Source organism: Flavobacterium sp. LAR06 (assembly GCF_041946075.1).
GTDB lineage: Bacteria > Bacteroidota > Bacteroidia > Flavobacteriales > Flavobacteriaceae > Flavobacterium.
The window spans coordinates 139,387-155,013 of sequence record NZ_JAUTYT010000002.1; the positions used below are offsets into that span (position 1 = coordinate 139,387).

The 15,627-nt window shown below is 32.5% G+C and carries 17 protein-coding genes and 1 tRNA gene; 4 read left to right on the plus strand and 14 right to left on the minus strand.

The window, feature by feature from the left end; genetic code table 11:
• Positions 1–105 precede the first annotated feature (105 nt).
• Together der and era are read right to left on the minus strand one after the other, a co-directional pair.
• Positions 106–1,416, minus strand: a complete 1,311-nt coding sequence (gene der, locus Q7C23_RS03820) for a ribosome biogenesis GTPase Der (protein WP_026985745.1) — start codon at positions 1,414–1,416, stop codon at positions 106–108.
• A gap of 367 nt (positions 1,417–1,783) precedes the next feature.
• Positions 1,784–2,665 carry a GTPase Era gene (era, locus tag Q7C23_RS03825; RefSeq protein WP_026985744.1) on the minus strand — a complete coding sequence of 294 codons (882 nt, stop codon included), beginning with the start codon at positions 2,663–2,665 and terminating at the stop codon, positions 1,784–1,786.
• A 116-nt stretch (positions 2,666–2,781) separates the two neighbouring features.
• Between era and Q7C23_RS03830 the strand changes: the two genes are divergently transcribed.
• Positions 2,782–2,854, plus strand: a tRNA-Met gene (locus tag Q7C23_RS03830).
• On the opposite strand, the gene Q7C23_RS03835 is transcribed toward Q7C23_RS03830, so the two are convergent.
• The 5 genes from Q7C23_RS03835 to Q7C23_RS03855 all read right to left on the minus strand — a co-directional run bounded on the left by Q7C23_RS03835 (position 2,814) and on the right by Q7C23_RS03855 (position 7,391).
• Positions 2,814–4,370, minus strand: a complete 1,557-nt coding sequence (locus Q7C23_RS03835; RefSeq protein ID WP_375031472.1) for a recombinase family protein — start codon at positions 4,368–4,370, stop codon at positions 2,814–2,816. The two genes, Q7C23_RS03830 and Q7C23_RS03835, sit on opposite strands and share 41 nt — an antisense overlap.
• Positions 4,327–4,599 carry a hypothetical protein gene (locus Q7C23_RS03840; RefSeq protein WP_375031253.1) on the minus strand — a complete coding sequence of 91 codons (273 nt, stop codon included), beginning with the start codon at positions 4,597–4,599 and terminating at the stop codon, positions 4,327–4,329. The genes Q7C23_RS03835 and Q7C23_RS03840 overlap by 44 nt, the downstream gene beginning before the upstream one ends.
• Before the next feature lie 195 nt (positions 4,600–4,794).
• The gene (locus Q7C23_RS03845) at positions 4,795–5,148 is read right to left on the minus strand and encodes a hypothetical protein (protein ID WP_375031254.1); all 354 of its coding nucleotides are present in this window, start codon (positions 5,146–5,148) and stop codon (positions 4,795–4,797) included.
• A 29-nt stretch (positions 5,149–5,177) separates the two neighbouring features.
• Positions 5,178–6,788, minus strand: a complete 1,611-nt coding sequence (locus tag Q7C23_RS03850; RefSeq protein WP_375031255.1) for a hypothetical protein — start codon at positions 6,786–6,788, stop codon at positions 5,178–5,180.
• Between the two features lie 63 nt (positions 6,789–6,851).
• On the minus strand, positions 6,852–7,391 hold the full coding sequence (locus Q7C23_RS03855; RefSeq protein ID WP_375031256.1) for a hypothetical protein: 540 nt from the start codon (positions 7,389–7,391) through the stop codon (positions 6,852–6,854).
• 180 nt (positions 7,392–7,571) lie between these two features.
• Here Q7C23_RS03855 and Q7C23_RS03860 point away from each other — a divergent pair, with 180 nt between their 5' ends.
• Positions 7,572–7,976 (plus strand): XRE family transcriptional regulator, encoded by a 405-nt coding sequence (locus Q7C23_RS03860; RefSeq protein WP_375031257.1) that lies wholly within the window; start codon positions 7,572–7,574, stop codon positions 7,974–7,976.
• Positions 7,977–8,082: 106 nt separating this feature from the next.
• Here the strand turns inward: Q7C23_RS03860 and Q7C23_RS03865 are convergent, their stop codons facing one another.
• The 4 genes from Q7C23_RS03865 to Q7C23_RS03880 form a co-directional block, all read right to left on the minus strand.
• Positions 8,083–8,679 carry a hypothetical protein gene (locus Q7C23_RS03865; protein ID WP_375031258.1) on the minus strand — a complete coding sequence of 199 codons (597 nt, stop codon included), beginning with the start codon at positions 8,677–8,679 and terminating at the stop codon, positions 8,083–8,085.
• Between the two features lie 31 nt (positions 8,680–8,710).
• The gene (locus Q7C23_RS03870; RefSeq protein WP_375031259.1) at positions 8,711–9,703 is read right to left on the minus strand and encodes a hypothetical protein; all 993 of its coding nucleotides are present in this window, start codon (positions 9,701–9,703) and stop codon (positions 8,711–8,713) included.
• Between the two features lie 97 nt (positions 9,704–9,800).
• Positions 9,801–10,697, minus strand: a complete 897-nt coding sequence (locus tag Q7C23_RS03875) for a hypothetical protein (RefSeq protein ID WP_375031260.1) — start codon at positions 10,695–10,697, stop codon at positions 9,801–9,803.
• Between the two features lie 116 nt (positions 10,698–10,813).
• Positions 10,814–11,038 carry a hypothetical protein gene (locus Q7C23_RS03880; protein ID WP_375031261.1) on the minus strand — a complete coding sequence of 75 codons (225 nt, stop codon included), beginning with the start codon at positions 11,036–11,038 and terminating at the stop codon, positions 10,814–10,816.
• A gap of 611 nt (positions 11,039–11,649) precedes the next feature.
• Here Q7C23_RS03880 and mobC point away from each other — a divergent pair.
• Together mobC and Q7C23_RS03890 are read left to right on the plus strand one after the other, a co-directional pair.
• Complete coding sequence (gene mobC / locus Q7C23_RS03885; protein WP_375031262.1) at positions 11,650–12,045, plus strand: plasmid mobilization relaxosome protein MobC; 396 nt, start codon at positions 11,650–11,652, stop codon at positions 12,043–12,045.
• Complete coding sequence (locus Q7C23_RS03890; protein ID WP_375031263.1) at positions 12,030–13,274, plus strand: relaxase/mobilization nuclease domain-containing protein; 1,245 nt, start codon at positions 12,030–12,032, stop codon at positions 13,272–13,274. Before mobC ends, Q7C23_RS03890 begins: the two co-directional genes overlap by 16 nt.
• Positions 13,275–13,465: 191 nt before the next feature.
• Here Q7C23_RS03890 and Q7C23_RS03895 read toward each other — a convergent pair whose 3' ends face one another.
• From Q7C23_RS03895 to Q7C23_RS03905, 3 genes are all read right to left on the minus strand, one after another.
• Complete coding sequence (locus tag Q7C23_RS03895) at positions 13,466–13,672, minus strand: hypothetical protein (RefSeq protein WP_375031264.1); 207 nt, start codon at positions 13,670–13,672, stop codon at positions 13,466–13,468.
• A 2-nt stretch (positions 13,673–13,674) separates the two neighbouring features.
• The gene (locus Q7C23_RS03900) at positions 13,675–14,211 is read right to left on the minus strand and encodes a hypothetical protein (protein ID WP_375031265.1); all 537 of its coding nucleotides are present in this window, start codon (positions 14,209–14,211) and stop codon (positions 13,675–13,677) included.
• Between the two features lie 152 nt (positions 14,212–14,363).
• Positions 14,364–15,527, minus strand: a complete 1,164-nt coding sequence (locus Q7C23_RS03905; RefSeq protein WP_375031266.1) for a hypothetical protein — start codon at positions 15,525–15,527, stop codon at positions 14,364–14,366.
• Positions 15,528–15,627: the final 100 nt, after the last annotated feature.

Sequence of the window (15,627 nt, forward strand, 5' to 3'; positions counted from 1 at the left end):
GTAGTTTTTACATTTATTCAAAAATATGCCAACAAAATGAAACACAATTTGTTCACAATTACGACAATATATAAAAAAATCCCCGTTGTAGCGGGGATTTGAGTATTATTTTTCTCTGATATAAATGTCGATTGGCACTCCTGCGAAGTCCCAGTTTTCTCTAATTTTATTTTCAAGGTATCTTTTATAGGGTTCCTTAACGTATTGCGGCATGTTAGCAAAAAACACAAACTGAGGTGTTAAAGTTGGCAACTGCATACAATATTTAATTTTCACATATTTACCTTTTGTCGCTGGCGGCGGGTAAGCTTCAATTACTTTCAACATATATTCGTTGAATTTTGAAGTTGCGATTCTTTGTTTTCTATTTTCGAAAACCTGAACCGTAGCTTCCAATGCTTTCAATAAACGTTGTTTCGTTAAAGCCGAAACGAACAAAATTGGCACATCAGTAAAAGGCATTAATTCTTTTTTGATTTTCTCTTCGTAATCACGAGTTGACATGGTATCTTTTTCAACCAAATCCCATTTGTTCACTAAGATTACAACACCTTTACGGTTTTTCTCAGCCAACCAGAAAATACTCTGATCCTGACCTTCAAATCCACGGGTAGCATCGATAACCAATATACAAATATCTGCATGTTCAATCGCACGAACCGAACGCATTACAGAATAAAATTCTAAATCTTCCTTCACTTTAGCTTTACGACGAATTCCCGCAGTATCAACTAAATTAAATTCAAAACCAAAACGGTCAAATTTTGTATCAATTGCATCACGTGTAGTACCAGCAATATCTGTTACCATGAAACGCTCTTTACCAATTAATGCATTGATAAAACTTGATTTACCAGCATTTGGACGACCTACAACAGCAAAACGAGGTAAAACCACTTCTTCCTGAACTGGCTCTGGTTTTACTGGGAAAGATTCGATTAAAGCATCTAATAAATCTCCAGTTCCACTTCCAGAAATACTCGCAAATGTGAAATATTCTCCTAAACCAAGATTATAAAACTCAAGCGCATCTTTCTCACGCATTGCGTTATCTACTTTATTTACAGCCAATAAAACTGGTTTAGTCACTTTACGCAATAAGCGCGCAACAACATCATCCATTGGCGTAATTCCTTCTTCTACATCAACAACAAAAATAATAACATCAGCCTCGTCGATAGCAAGCTCCACTTGTTTACGGATTTCTCCTTCAAATACGTCATCAGATCCGCGAACATATCCGCCGGTATCAATTACAGAAAACTCTTTTCCGTTCCACTCGCTTTTACCGTAGTTTCTGTCTCTGGTAACTCCAGAAACCGAATCTACAATAGCTTCTCTTCTTTGTATCAGCCTATTAAAAAGGGTTGATTTCCCTACATTAGGTCTTCCTACTATCGCAACAATGTTATTCATTTTTTTGAATTTTTGATTTTAGACTTTATATTTTTGATTATTAGTATCCCATAATCAATCACTTATAAATCCAAAATGCTTTATTTTAATTTTTTGCAAAGGTAGTTAAAAAAAGTTGCTGAGATGCTAAGTTTCTAAGTACCTAAGATTTTTATTATTTTTCCTGTTATTTTGAGGAGTTTTTTCAGGAGCTATTTACCGCTGTTCCTTCCAATCTTTTGCGTCCCATCGGGGCTAGGGGTTCAAGGTATCAAGAATTTTTCGGTTATAATTTCTCATTTTAAACTTGAAACCTTCAACCTGAAACAATTTAAAAGTTCCAATTTCGCACTTCAAACTTGAAACATGAAACTTGAAACAAAAAACTCTATTGATTATATCCAAATCGTTTTAGCATATTCGCGTTACTTCTCCAGTTTTTGTTCACTTTAACAACTAGTTCAATGTGAATTTGTTTTCCGAAGAACTTCTCTAAATCAGCACGAGCATCGGTCCCTACTTTTTTAAGAGCTGCACCTTTATGTCCGATGATAATTCCTTTTTGTGTTTCGCGTTCTACCATAATGATGGAACGGATTCTGATAATTTTTTCATCCTCGAAGAATTCTTCCGTAACGATTTCAACAGCATACGGAATCTCTTTGCTGTAATTCAACAAGATTTTCTCACGGATTGTTTCGTTTACGAAAAAACGTTCTGGTTTGTCTGTTAATTGATCTTTAGGATAATAGGCCGGAGATTCTGGCAATAAAGAAATTATTCTGCTGAAAACTTCCGGTACATTAAAATTCTGTAAAGCCGAGATTGGGAAAATTTCAGCATTAGGCACTTTTGCCGTCCAAAACGCTACTTGCTCCTCTAATTGTTCCTGATTTGAGTTATCAATTTTATTCAACAATAGCAAAACCGGAATTTTAGCGTGGATAATTTTATTAAAGAAAGCTTCGTCTTTTAAGTCCTGCTCCCCTATTTCGACCATGTAAACCAATATATCAGCATCTTCAAAAGCCGATTTTACGAAGTTCATCATCGACTCCTGCATTTCATAAGCCGGTTTGATGATTCCTGGGGTATCTGATAATATAAGTTGAAAATCTTCGCCGTTCACGATTCCAAGAATACGGTGACGGGTTGTTTGTGCTTTTGATGTAATGATCGATAATCTTTCTCCAACAAAGGCGTTCATCAATGTTGATTTCCCAACGTTTGGATTCCCGATGATGTTTACAAAACCTGCTTTATGTGACATTTGCATATTATTTATTGTGCAAAGGTAGTCATATCAACTCAATACAGAAAATAAAACATTTTTTAAAGTTTTCGTTGGATTTCTCAAAAAACGGCGTATCTTTGCACCCGAAACATCGCGGGATAGAGCAGTAGGCAGCTCGTCGGGCTCATAACCCGAAGGTCACAGGTTCGAGTCCTGTTCCCGCTACTAATTGGGACAAAGAAGAAAATTTCTTCTTTGTCCCTTTTTTATTTAACCCTATCAGCCTGTTAATGCTGTAGATGAGATGTACTACTTCGTTTACTCTTGCGGTTCGAAACTCGTTTTCAGAGATTGTAAAATTCTCAGGAAAAATCGAACCTAATAAATCTCTCGATTCAATCCAATTGCCGTTTTCATAATATTCATTAAGCTTCATCAGGTTCTCCACTCCCGTTTTTAAAAGCTCTTCGATATCTTTATTCTCATCATCGATACCAGATAATTTAAGTTCAAGTCTTCTTACCATCTCTCCGTAATCTGATTTCATATCTCGGTAATCTGAAGTATCTATCTGTTTTGTTGCAAGAAGATCCCTTGCATTTGAGATTCTAATTTCATAATCTTTGATCTGGCTTATAATTTTATTTTTTTCCTCCAACACATCCTTAATCTGTTCTTTATAACAGTCGCCTATGACATTGGCATAGATATTTTTGATTTCAGGAATCGGTATATACTTTTTCAGATTTTGTATAAATATCTCATTGGCTGTTTCCGAATTTATCCTGTATCTGCAACCTGCACTACAATGGTAGTAAGGATAATATTTATGGCGTCCTTTCGATATACTCCCTGTCAATATTTTTCCGCAGTTGGGACAGATGAAAAAACCTCTCAGCGGAAAAGGTTTGGCAGAAAGAGCTTTTGGAAGATATTTGCGGGATCTTCCGTCAAGCACATCCTGAACTTTATAGAATAGCATTTCCGAAATTAAAGCTTCGTGCTGTCCTCTCACTAAAGTGCGTTCCTCATCCTTATATTTAGGAACTTCGATCTTACCGCAGTAAAGCGGGTTGCGGATCGCTCTCCAAAAATGGTTCTTGCCTGCTTTAAGACCCTTTTCTTTTGCCATGTGAAGCACCTGTTCCGTATTAAATATTCCTTTGGAGAGTTCTTCAAAAGACCATTTTAAAATAGAAGCTTCTGGCTGGTCAAATGCAATATATTTTGTTCCATCTTCTTTTACTCTGTTAATATACCCTATTGGTGCGATCCCCATATACCTTCCTTCTTTTCTCGCTCTCCTCATGCCGTGAAAGGTATTCAACGCTCTTCGGTCATTCTCCACCTCGGGCGCAGCAAGATAAAAAGCGAGCATCATTTTATTCTCGGGTATTGAAAGATCTAAAGGCTGTTCTATCGCCTGAGGCTCAACTCCCAATTTTCTGAGCATACTGATCATCTGGTACGCATCTCCCGCATTTCTACTGAACCTGTCCCATTTGGTAAACAGGAGTAGATCGGTTTTGTTCTTATGCTTCTTTAGATCCGCAAGCAGTTTTCTCCACTGCGGACGATTGAATGTCTTTGCCGAATGGTCTTCATAAATTACATGTCTCACTTCAACTGCATTTATATCACAGTATTTGCGAAGCATTTCTTCCTGATTCCTCTGTGAGTAGCCCCTGTCTGCCTGCTCATCGGTACTCACTCTCACGTATAGGTCTGCTATTTTTCTCATCTTTTTTCTTTAAATAGTTTGAAACTGCCATGTTTGCCAGTTTTCTTAAAAATTCTAAAATCATTCCCGCCTGTTCCAGCGTTACTTCCACTCCTTCATCTTTCAGCATTTTTCTGGTCTTTTCTGCCGTCATTTTTCCTTTTTCTTCTCTTCCATCTTTCTCCATTTGAAATTCCTCTTCATTAAAAAAAGACCGAGCCTCGGTCTTTTTTGTTCCACAATCATTCATCGCTATAAAGTTATAACACTTTTTTCATTTTATCCTTATCAAAATATGGTGGGGATAGTACAAATATAAAACCTAATCCATTGAGGTTCATAAGTAAAATTCACTTATCATCACTCAACTAAATTTCAGATTCATACAAAGTTAATAGGAATTTCTCTGATTGTCATGGACATAATATGTACATAAAAATGCTAATCATTGTTCGGAATCTTCTCTACTTTCCTCTTTCATATCATTATACAAATAGCTAATTTCGTTTATAAGCTCAAATTCATCAATCGGAAACAGCTGAAGCGCTATTCCCAATATAAGTCCCACATCAATATTCTGGTTTAGAATCGTAGGCGGAACTTCTGCACTGTCCCTGTCCAATGCGATTATACAGAGCTTCATAAGGTTTCTTATAATTGAAACAAGTTCGTAATAATCATATATCCTGATCTCTGCATTATACATTCCTCTTTTATCATCTGCTGGTTTCAAAGTATTAAACAGTCTTTCACTTAATACTCCAATTCTTTCCAGTTTTTTAATTTCATCTGTTTCCATGATATCTATTCTTAATTAATTTTCCTGAGTCAGTCCTGCTCAAAATTTTTCAAGAGTCCGCTTTCGACAACTGCAATACGCAGTTCATTCATAAGTTTCTCTACTATTACAGTCATCTGATCTAACTGTTCAGCATTCAGTCTGTCCCAACAATTAAATACTGCCCTGTTTCTATCCAAGAATGGAAAAAAGTCAGTCCAGAACTGCTCTGTTAAATAGTTATACTTCCTAATATCGGCATCTGCATAGATACATAATTGCCACAAAGTTTGGCTTGGAAGATAATTAGGCATGTAATAAGTTTTTGCAAAAACGTACGTTCTGCAGAATGACATGAAAAAAAGAGAGAAGATGGATGTGAGCCCGCAGTAATTGCCATCAGCATTAGTGGCTATCAAAGAAAACTGAAGGAAACTTTTCTCTGCCGATTTATAATAAAGATGAAGATCACCGTGATAAGGTTTGTGGGGAGATTCCCAGTGAAATTCTGGATGGTATTCATTTGATGAATAAATCAGTTGCTCTTCTTTTATTATTTTCTCAAAGAAGCTCTGGTATTCATAAAGGTTATTTTGTATCCACTGACGGCTGTGGCTGATCAGTACAAAAACGGAGTTACCATCTTTCTTGTTTTTTAAGCGGTTAACGATTAATTTCAATTTTTCATTTCCAATCCCATCTGTGACAAGTAAAAGGTAATAAGTAGTTTTTTCATGGCTTGCCACCTGATTAAAAAGATAAATCTGTTCTGGCTCTACTGATTCCAAAATAGTCTGAACAGCTGTTTCAAGAATTTTGTCTTTAGACTCATTACTGCATAAAACTTCCTGCTCTTCTCTATACTCTTTCTTTATTAGTTTTCTAAACTCACTAAATCTATCACAAATAATACTATACAGATTTTCTTCGGTTTTCTCCACTGACTCAAACATTTCATTTCTATACATCGCTTCCTCGTCACTGGAAGCTTCTTTTGCCTGCTCAAAAAGATCAATAAGATAATACCCGCCTTTAGAAGCTTTAACAAAGTATTTCTGAATTACTGGAATGTATGGGATAAGTTGATTTATTCTTTCATTCAGATCAGCAGAGTCTGACTTATTTCCTATATAAAATTCTTCCAGACATTGAAGATCATATCCAATCAGTCTGCAGTAAGAAGTATAAACACTGTTGGAAGAACCCTCTGAAATGAGATTTCTAATCTGACATCTATACAGGTCGTGCTCGTGATGAAAATTGTTTTCAAACCCATTAAATCTCTTCTTGAATTTCTGCCATTCCATTGTTTTAAAAACAGAATTTCCAAACTCAAAATTCTGATAAATAACAGCAGACTCACGACAGTAATACGCTTTAAATGGATCTCCTAGAGAATAATGATGTCGAAGCTTTGAGGAGAAAACAAATAATACATCAATCTGAAAGCGTTCTTTAACTTTTCTTACCCATTTACTATTCTGATGCTTTTGAGCATCTATACTGCTGTCAATATTGATTATAAGTTTTGAAAATGCCGAAGATTGCGTTCTGGTAAAAAACATTTGGATGATGTTGTAATTATTCACCAGCTGTCTCAGCATATTTTCCAGATACTCGTTTTCGAGTTGTGGAAAAATAAGTTTTTCTGAAGTTTTCATAATATTTTGTTTTTGAAGTTTACATAAAGAATATTATTCTATAGGGAATAAAATATCCACAGACTATTTCTCCTTTTTGATCTTTTCAATGCCTCTTTCCATAATGAGCTGTCCTGCATCGAGCATTTTGATTAAATGCACATAGGGAGTTATCATATCATAATCTGATTCTACTGCATGCGGAGATAATGAAAGATGTACGATTTCACAGAGGAAGAATTCAAACTCTTTCAATGACCTCTGCTCGAACGCATTTTGAAATACTCTAAAAGGATTTTTATATTCTCCTTTACTTAAAGAAGCAAGATGAACTATTGAAGTGTAGTCACCTGAACCCGCCACCTGCCATTTCCTGCTTTTTCTTTTCAAACAGTGGCAGACTTTGATAAATGAGCTTAAAGCAGTATAAACAACAAAAACATGGCATGGGTTATCCTGCTTATAAATTGTCTTCTTGTAGCTGTGTATTGCCACGTCGCTTAAAATCTGTTTATATTCGTCAAGATGGGAGAAATCAAAAAAAGCATAAAGTGCATCATAGGGATTTCCTGCCTCATAAGCCGACCAAAAATTAGTTCCAAAGGATATTTTATTCTTTTTCATAGCTTAATTTTTTAGAATTCAAAAGCGAAGTTCCTGCCTTTCAAATGAATAAACTATTCCAGAAATGGATATAATATCTGACAAAAGGGATATTTTACGGGATATTTTTTTATCTTTGAAATTCAGATTTTTTAATCCCCATGGCTTTATCTTTGAGCCTTCAGAAAATTGATAATCATTATGGAACAGAAAATACATCAGGGAAGAAACGTAAAACGCTTCAGAGAAATGCTTAATATAAAGCAGGAAGCATTAGCTTATGATCTTGGAGAAGACTGGAATCAGAAGAAAATTTCTATACTGGAACAGAAAGATGTAATTGAAGATAATCTGCTTAGACAAATCTCAGCAGTTTTAAAAATTCCAGTTGAAGCTTTTCAGAATTTTGATGAAGAGCAGGCTATAAATGTTATTTCAAATACTTTTGGGGATAATGCTTGTGTCGGAAATCCTAACTCTACATTTAACTTCAATTCTATCGCAGAGTTAAAAAAACTTCACGAAGAAAAGATTGCTTTATTTGAGCGTATGCTGAAAGAAAAAGATGAAATGATGAATAGACTTGAAAAAATAATCAATAAATAATCATTTATAAAAGATATATTAATTCAAACAAAAAGAGACTTTACAGTCTCTTTTTGTGTTTTAAAAATGTGATTAATACGAAATAAGACGCAATTCGCACAGCTTTTCATAAAAATACATTATCTTCATTTAATGCTATCCATAAATCTTTGAGTTTTACTAAAATTTTATTTATTTTTTCAATTTCAACTAGTAAATCATCATTAGTAAATTCAATTCCACTGTATCTTCGCCATTCTTTTCCATCAGATATTTTTTTATAAATGTGTTTATGATTGGAACAAACAATTTTCAGTTTACCATCATCCTCTAAAACTTCGCTCCAAACACCATGGACAAGCGAGTTTCTCAAGACCCTAGACTTATCTATCTCCTTTATTATTGCTTGAATTGTTTCTTCTTCAAAGCCACGTGACCTATTGATTTTAAGTAACAGTATAAGGTTTGAAGATAAAGTATTTCCTTCTATAATTGTGCTCGCAATAATATTATCATCTGAATTAATTATCATTTCAATGATATGTGAGATTAAACTTTCTAGTTCTGCGAATCTTACAGTAATAAGTCCAATTTGAGCATAGAAAAGTTTATTTTCTTCATTTATTTCAGGCTGTTTTTTATCGAATGGTTTCATAAAATCTATATTAATTCCTTTTATAAATATGGCATCATTGATATGATGTTTTACATCTGTTCTTTTCAAACTATTTTAAAATCAAAAAAAAATATTTTATTTATAATGGCACATATACTGAAAATCTTTCACTTAACCTTTCTAAATTATAATTTTCAATTAAAATATTTTTATCGTTAATGTTATCAACTGGAAAAAATGTATTAAGTCTTCTATATATTTCATTTCCTCTCATTTTTTCACTTGTATAGATAATGTAGTCTACTCCATCAATTTGAAACGCAATTTTATCAATTGCTTTATCTTTTAAAAGAGTAGAATTATCGATAACAGTTATTATCTCCTTTATTTGAGTGCTTAATATACGTGGTTTAAATAAATCATAGTGAAAAGATTTTTTTGTGTCAAATTGTTTTAGAACTTTTGCAAAATGTCTATTGATAATATGTATTAAACTATATTCATCAAACTCTATTCTTATTACATTTATCTGTGAGATAAAATCTGAAGGGTCCAAAGATTCAAAAATTTCAAGCGCTACACAGTACAACCATTTTGAATTTAAAAGTATAGCATTCTCTTTTGCAATATAGCTTGGCGTATAGATACCTTGAATATTATTTTTATATTTTGGCAACTTTCTAAGCTCTTTTAATTCTTCCCTAGTTTCTTTCACAGAATGCTGAAGAAGTGCTTCTTGATGAATATTGGTTTTAACAATCTTTTTCCATTCTCTTGCCTTCTTTGTTAAATAATATAAATCTTGTTTTATTTCTTTCTTTTTAACCACATACTCAAAATTCCTAATCGGTTTCGTTACTTTATTTTTCTTAAATCCATTAATATTTCTTGCGTAAGTTAAGTAAATGAACTTAAATTTAGGATTATCACAGCATTCATAATCTTCAATCTTTCCATCATCTAATAAGGAATATTTCACACCACCATAAAAAAACTCTTTCTCATGTTCCGTGAGATAGTCATTAGCAATCGCCTTAACTTTCAACGCTTCAAATATTTTTCTTGTACGAAATTGTTCTGAATAAAAGTCTACATTTGGATTTATTCTAAGTTCACTGACTTGGTATGTCATTTGTTTTTCAATTAAATTTATAATTCAAAGCTATAACGACATATGCAATCTTTTGCGTAGTCTTAAAAATTAACCTTTTATTTCCTGATGAAGGTATTTACTTCTCTAAAATATCATATAAATGAGCTAATAACCAAATTGTAATTCCTGTCTTTACTTTTAAGCTTCTAACTTGATTTTCAGTTAATCCAATATTAGGCTGATGAACATTACATAAAATAGAGTAACAATCACAAACATATTGAATTTCATTTTTTGTAAAATCTTCAAGAGTTCTATATTCACATTTTGATGTAAAATATTCTATTTTTTTTGCTCTCTTAATTTTTACCGATTTTATATTTTCATTTCCTAAATGATAATTTTTAAAATTACTTTTAAACATCTCAGCATCTTTTATTTTTTCAAGTGGCGCCAATTTTTCATCGATCAGATATTCTAGAATAGTTCTCAAAGAAATTAAGCATTGTCTTAATTTATCAGGATTGTTTTCTGATTCAAGAACTTGACTAGCTCCAATCCAAAGGTTTTCAAGGTTATGATTTTCTAAATATGGTATTAGATTATCATTCAAAATTTTTTCTTTTTCTTTAATATCAGCGTCTGTTAAATCAGATGCTAACGATTCCTTGAATTCTGCGGCAGATCTTAAATTTAATATTTCTAAATCGCTAATAAAACCAAATTGTAATTCCGGATTATTTTTAATTCTTTCCGGAATAGTAGAAATTTGTTTTAATGTTTCTAAAAATTCATCATTAAATAAATTGCCGAAATTTGGCATTTCAATTTTTGGCAAAACAAAATTTGGAATCGGCATAATTTGAAAATCAATTTTAGGAAAGTTGAAACTAGGAATTGTAGATTTAAATTTATTGTGCATCTCAATCATTTGTCTTACACTTTCTGGAATTGGGTTAGCAAGTTTAGCAAACTGATTTAAAGTCGTATTAATTCCTGCAATTTTTTGTAATTTATCAAAGTTATTTTCCATTTTTTAGTTTGGTTAAAGTGCAACATCTAAATTTGTTTGTTTAGCTTATTCAAAATATTTGGCAGAGAAAAAATTAAAGATATATAAATTTTTCACGGTAAATATTTATTGATCATTTATCTTTTAAAAGCTTTTTTCATCATTTGCTCAACGGCTGACTTTGTTTGTTCAGCAATATGTTTTTTTGATTTTTCAATTAATTTATTCTTAAATTCTTCGCAACAGGAATTTATTTGAAATCCTTTCGCTGTTTTTATAAATTCAGGACTGACATTATGCTCTGTACATACTTCACTTTCAATTTTACGTTTAATCACTCTATAATCTAGAAAATCACTCATATCTTTTTAATTTTAATTGATTTATTGAACAAAGCTCTTCATATAGTACGCAATGTTTTTGCGCAGTTAAAAATTCATTCAAATTAGAAGTGTTATTATTTAAAAATTATGTGTTGGAATTTACTTCTTCTACCCGTTAAATGACAGTATAACACTAATATATACTTCATCAAATAACTTGATACTGCTTTAACTTCAGAATTCCAAGAACCACTTCTAAAAGAAAAAAAAGCAAAGCAAGGTATTGGACACAGCCAGAGAAGTGCGCATAACATTTTTCTTCGTTCCGAAAAAAATGCCCTTCGGGACTTATAGCACTTCATCTGTCTGACTGTCCAATTTCAGACTGCTTTCTTTTTTCCCTTTTTCTTTTTTTAGTAATTATACATTGTAACAGTCTACAGCCATCATGACCATATTTTGCGCATGATACATTCAAATATTTTATCTAAATTAGAAGCCGCTTTTAAGAATCTCCAAAGATTGCCACGTTCCTGCAATCAGCAAGATGTACGGTTGTCTGACAACCGCTTATCTTGCCACCCATTGCCTCGGAACTCGGCGGTGGAGAATCTTAAAAGTAAAGAGTTTTAAAACAATGAAAAGGAAAAATGATGGAAAGAGAAAATTCAAACAGATCACGCAGGATAACCCTGCGCCTGACAGAGAAAGAGTATGCAAAAATTGAAAGCCAGTTCAAGGCAAGCACCTGCAGAAAACTGAGCGACTACATCCGCAGGCATTTATTCAGCAAACCAATCACAAGCACTTACCGCAATCAGTCATTAGATGATTTAATGGAAGAAACAGTGGTGCTATCTTCAGAACTTCGTGCAATTGGAAACAACATCAACCAGATTGCCAGAAAAGTAAATACGCTGAAAATGATTCCTGAGTTTAAGACACAGCTTTTTTTATTTGATCTGGAAAGAAAAGTGCTCTTCAATAAATTAGAAGTTATTAGCAATCACACCCAGAAAATATCGGAACAATGGTTGCAGTCATAAAAACCAGCCGTTCGATAAACAGCATTCTGAACTATAACGAAAATAAAGTTAAAGAAGGAGTGGCTGAGTGCATCAGTGCCGTGAACTATCCTCTTGAATTAGAGAAATTAAACTTTACCCATAAGCTGAACCGTTTTTTAAAACTGTCTTCATTGAATGAAAATGCAAAACGGAACAGTGTTCACATATCGCTCAATTTTGATTCCTCGGAAAACCATCCCAAAGAAAAACTGATTGCAATTGCAGACACTTATATGGAGAAGATAGGTTTTGGGAAACAGCCCTATTTAGTCTATCAGCATCATGATGCGGGTCATCCACACTGTCATATAGTGACAAACAACATTCAAAGAGATGGGAAAAGAATTGATCTGCATCTGATAGGCGTTAAAAAATCAGAACCTGCAAGAAAAGAAATTGAAGAACTTTTCGGACTGGTAAAAGCAGAAGGAAGAGAACAGAAAGAAGATTTCTCTTTAAAACCGATAATCGTTGGCAGAGTCCAATATGGAAAAGCAGAGTCCAGAAAGGCGATCAATTCAGTTCTAAACAAAGTTTTATATGATTATAAATATTCAAGCCTGCCAGAACTCAATGCGATTTTAAACCTGTATAATGTCCATGCTGACAGAGGAACTGAAGAATCAAGAGTTTTTAAAAACAAAGGACTGCTATACAAGATACTTGACCAGAATTCAAAGCCGATTGGAGTGCCTATAAAAGCCAGCGAATTCTACAGCAGACCTACTTTAAAATTTCTGGAGGAGAAATTCAGGGTAAACGAAACAAAGAAGCAATACTGCAAAATCCATGTCAGAAATGCTTTGAGACAGGCTTTCTTTGATGAAAGAATTACTTCTGTCGACAGATTATCCGAAAGGCTCAAAGATGAAGCCATTCATACTATTTTAAGAAAAAGCAGTGAGGGAAAACTTTATGGAATTACTTTTATAGACTTTAAAACACAGTCGGTTGTCAATGGAAGCAGTCTTGGAAAAGAATCAAGTGCAAAAGGAATTCAGGAAAGCTGTGCAATGAACATTCTTGCAATTGAAAAAAAATACCAAAAGTCCAATTCAGAGGTTTTAGAAAACTTTCAAAATATCGAATCGCAAGAGTCTGTAAAAGAAAATCTTGCAGATATACTGCTCCGCGGGGAAAAGATAAATGACTATGTTTCCAAACAGTTTAAACTAAAAAAGAAAAAGAGACTTCATAAAGGGATTTAAAATATTTAAGGGTGCAAAAATGCACCCTTACGTACCTAGATGCTCCTGTATTTACTCAAGTGTTTTACAGAAAAAAGCCACTATTTACTATCAATAGTGGCTTTTTTGATGATGCGTTGAATGCAGTCTTAATATTTTTAATAGGTATTTTTCAAAATAGATTTATTTCCATTTTAGAAGTATGATGGCTTTTATTTTTCGCCTTTTTTATTATCAGTAGAGCTTGATTGATTTTGGTTTTCTGCTCCTGTGTTAGTGGTAGTACTTGTTGTATTACTTTGAGTTAAAGAGCTTGGTGGTTGCCTTAAAAACATAGCTTTTTCTTCTATTCTTTCTAAGTTTCCTAACTTTTGTCTATAAATTTCGTTTATACGTTCTCTGTCTAATTCTTCACTCATAATTATTTAATTTTTATAGTTATTTTTTTATTAATAGTATCAGTATATTTAAATTCATTTAAGGAACCTTCTATAGAAATTTTTTCTCCATTATGATTTTCTTTTTCAATGTTTATTTTTTTTGACGATTCCTCTCCTTTATTTCTAATAGATTCAATATTTATTACACAATATAAAACCAAAAATAATATTCCTAGAGGTAAAGAAACTGCAATTATTAGGTTTAATTTCGGAATTACTTTATCTGGTTTTATTTCTGAAATTTTGTCTCGTTCAACTTTTTCAATTGATTTTGATATTTGCCTCAAACTTAAGTAATGCCCAATAAATCCAAGTGTTAAAGTCATAATGAATAGCCCCAATGATATATAAAAAAATAATATAAACTTTGATTGAGCAAACGGAGCAATTTCTTTAATAAATGTTAAGGCTAAACCAAGTGCACCACTACTTATCGCCAAAGATTGTGAGTCAAATTTTGATAAACTATATTTTAAATCTTCAAATAAATCTTTAATGTATTGCTCTTTGTCTGTCATTTTTTTAAATTATAGCACAACGTTTTGATACAACAGTGGGTTTGGGACTAAGTTAAGCTGATTCTTCGGATTTACCAAATCATCACAAATACAAAACCAACTTACCACTGAGTCAATTACCCAAATCAATAATAGTATTACCTGCTGGCTTTTTAATTGAATGCATTAAATACTTTTTCTAAAATTAATTTCATGTCAGTAAAGTCCCCAATCGAAGATTTTAATTTTTCTCGAAATTGCTCTTGAACATAGTTTTTTTCATAAATCTCGCCTTGATATTGTTTTTCCTTTTCATTATAAGATTTCCAATGTATTGGGATTTTTTTACCATTTTTTGATAAAGTATCTTCTCCAAAATACATTTCAATTCCACAAGCTAATCCGTTAACATTCATTTTCTTTATGCCTGTTGGACCAACTGTTGGATATAGCTTCGCAGATTTGATATCAGGAAATTTTAAAACTTTTATATTTAAAGGTAATTTGATTTGAAGTAACCTTTTCATTTCCATTATACCAGTAGTATCATTATCAAACAATACAATGAATGGATGCTTAACGTTTGATGCAGAAAATGCAGTAACCAATTTTACTAGGGCAGAAGCATTGCTTTCAACTTTGAATTCATCAAAATCCATAAAGTGATAATATGGATATAGATGTGGATAAATTTTCAATAATGATTTGCTGATAAATTCCGTATCAGTTTTTCCTTCGGCTAAAACGATAATTTTTTCTATATTTATTTTTTTGACAAAATCTTGATTTACCCATCCGCTTGCAATAACTTCACTCAAATCATATTCGATTATAGAATTCTCATCTATAACGCTTAAGATAGAATATAACACTGATTGTAGAGATTGCCCAGTTATCATAAGTTCTCCAGTTATCAAACTTTCTCTTAGATTTCCATATAAATCGTCATAATTTTTTTCCTTATTATGTATAATTGATTTTAGTTCTGATAAATAATTTTTATAAGTGGCTTTATTGATTGGAAAATCATAAGTATATTCTTCATTAGCAACTATTTTAGCTTCGTCAAAATCATTTTTCGCACTTAAAAAACAATTACCAAAAATTTCTAATCTTTGTTTGCAAATTTTTGCCGTTTGACTAAATCCTCTAAATACATATTCACTATCGTTATCGAAATCTCTCCCCCAAACAATTTTATTTCTTGAATTATTTAGTCTTGTTTCTTCAACGTAATCTTCTGGTAAAAAGATACTATCAACAATTTCATTTACGTAGGAATTTTTAGCGCTAAATATTGGATAATCATCAAATGAAATATGTGAATATGAACCCATTAATGTTGAATTTTAATTTTTCGTTTTTTAAGCTAGCAGATAAGGTTCTCGTACTTCGAGAATTTGCAAGTTATAAAAACGAGTGTTCGGCTAAACGAAA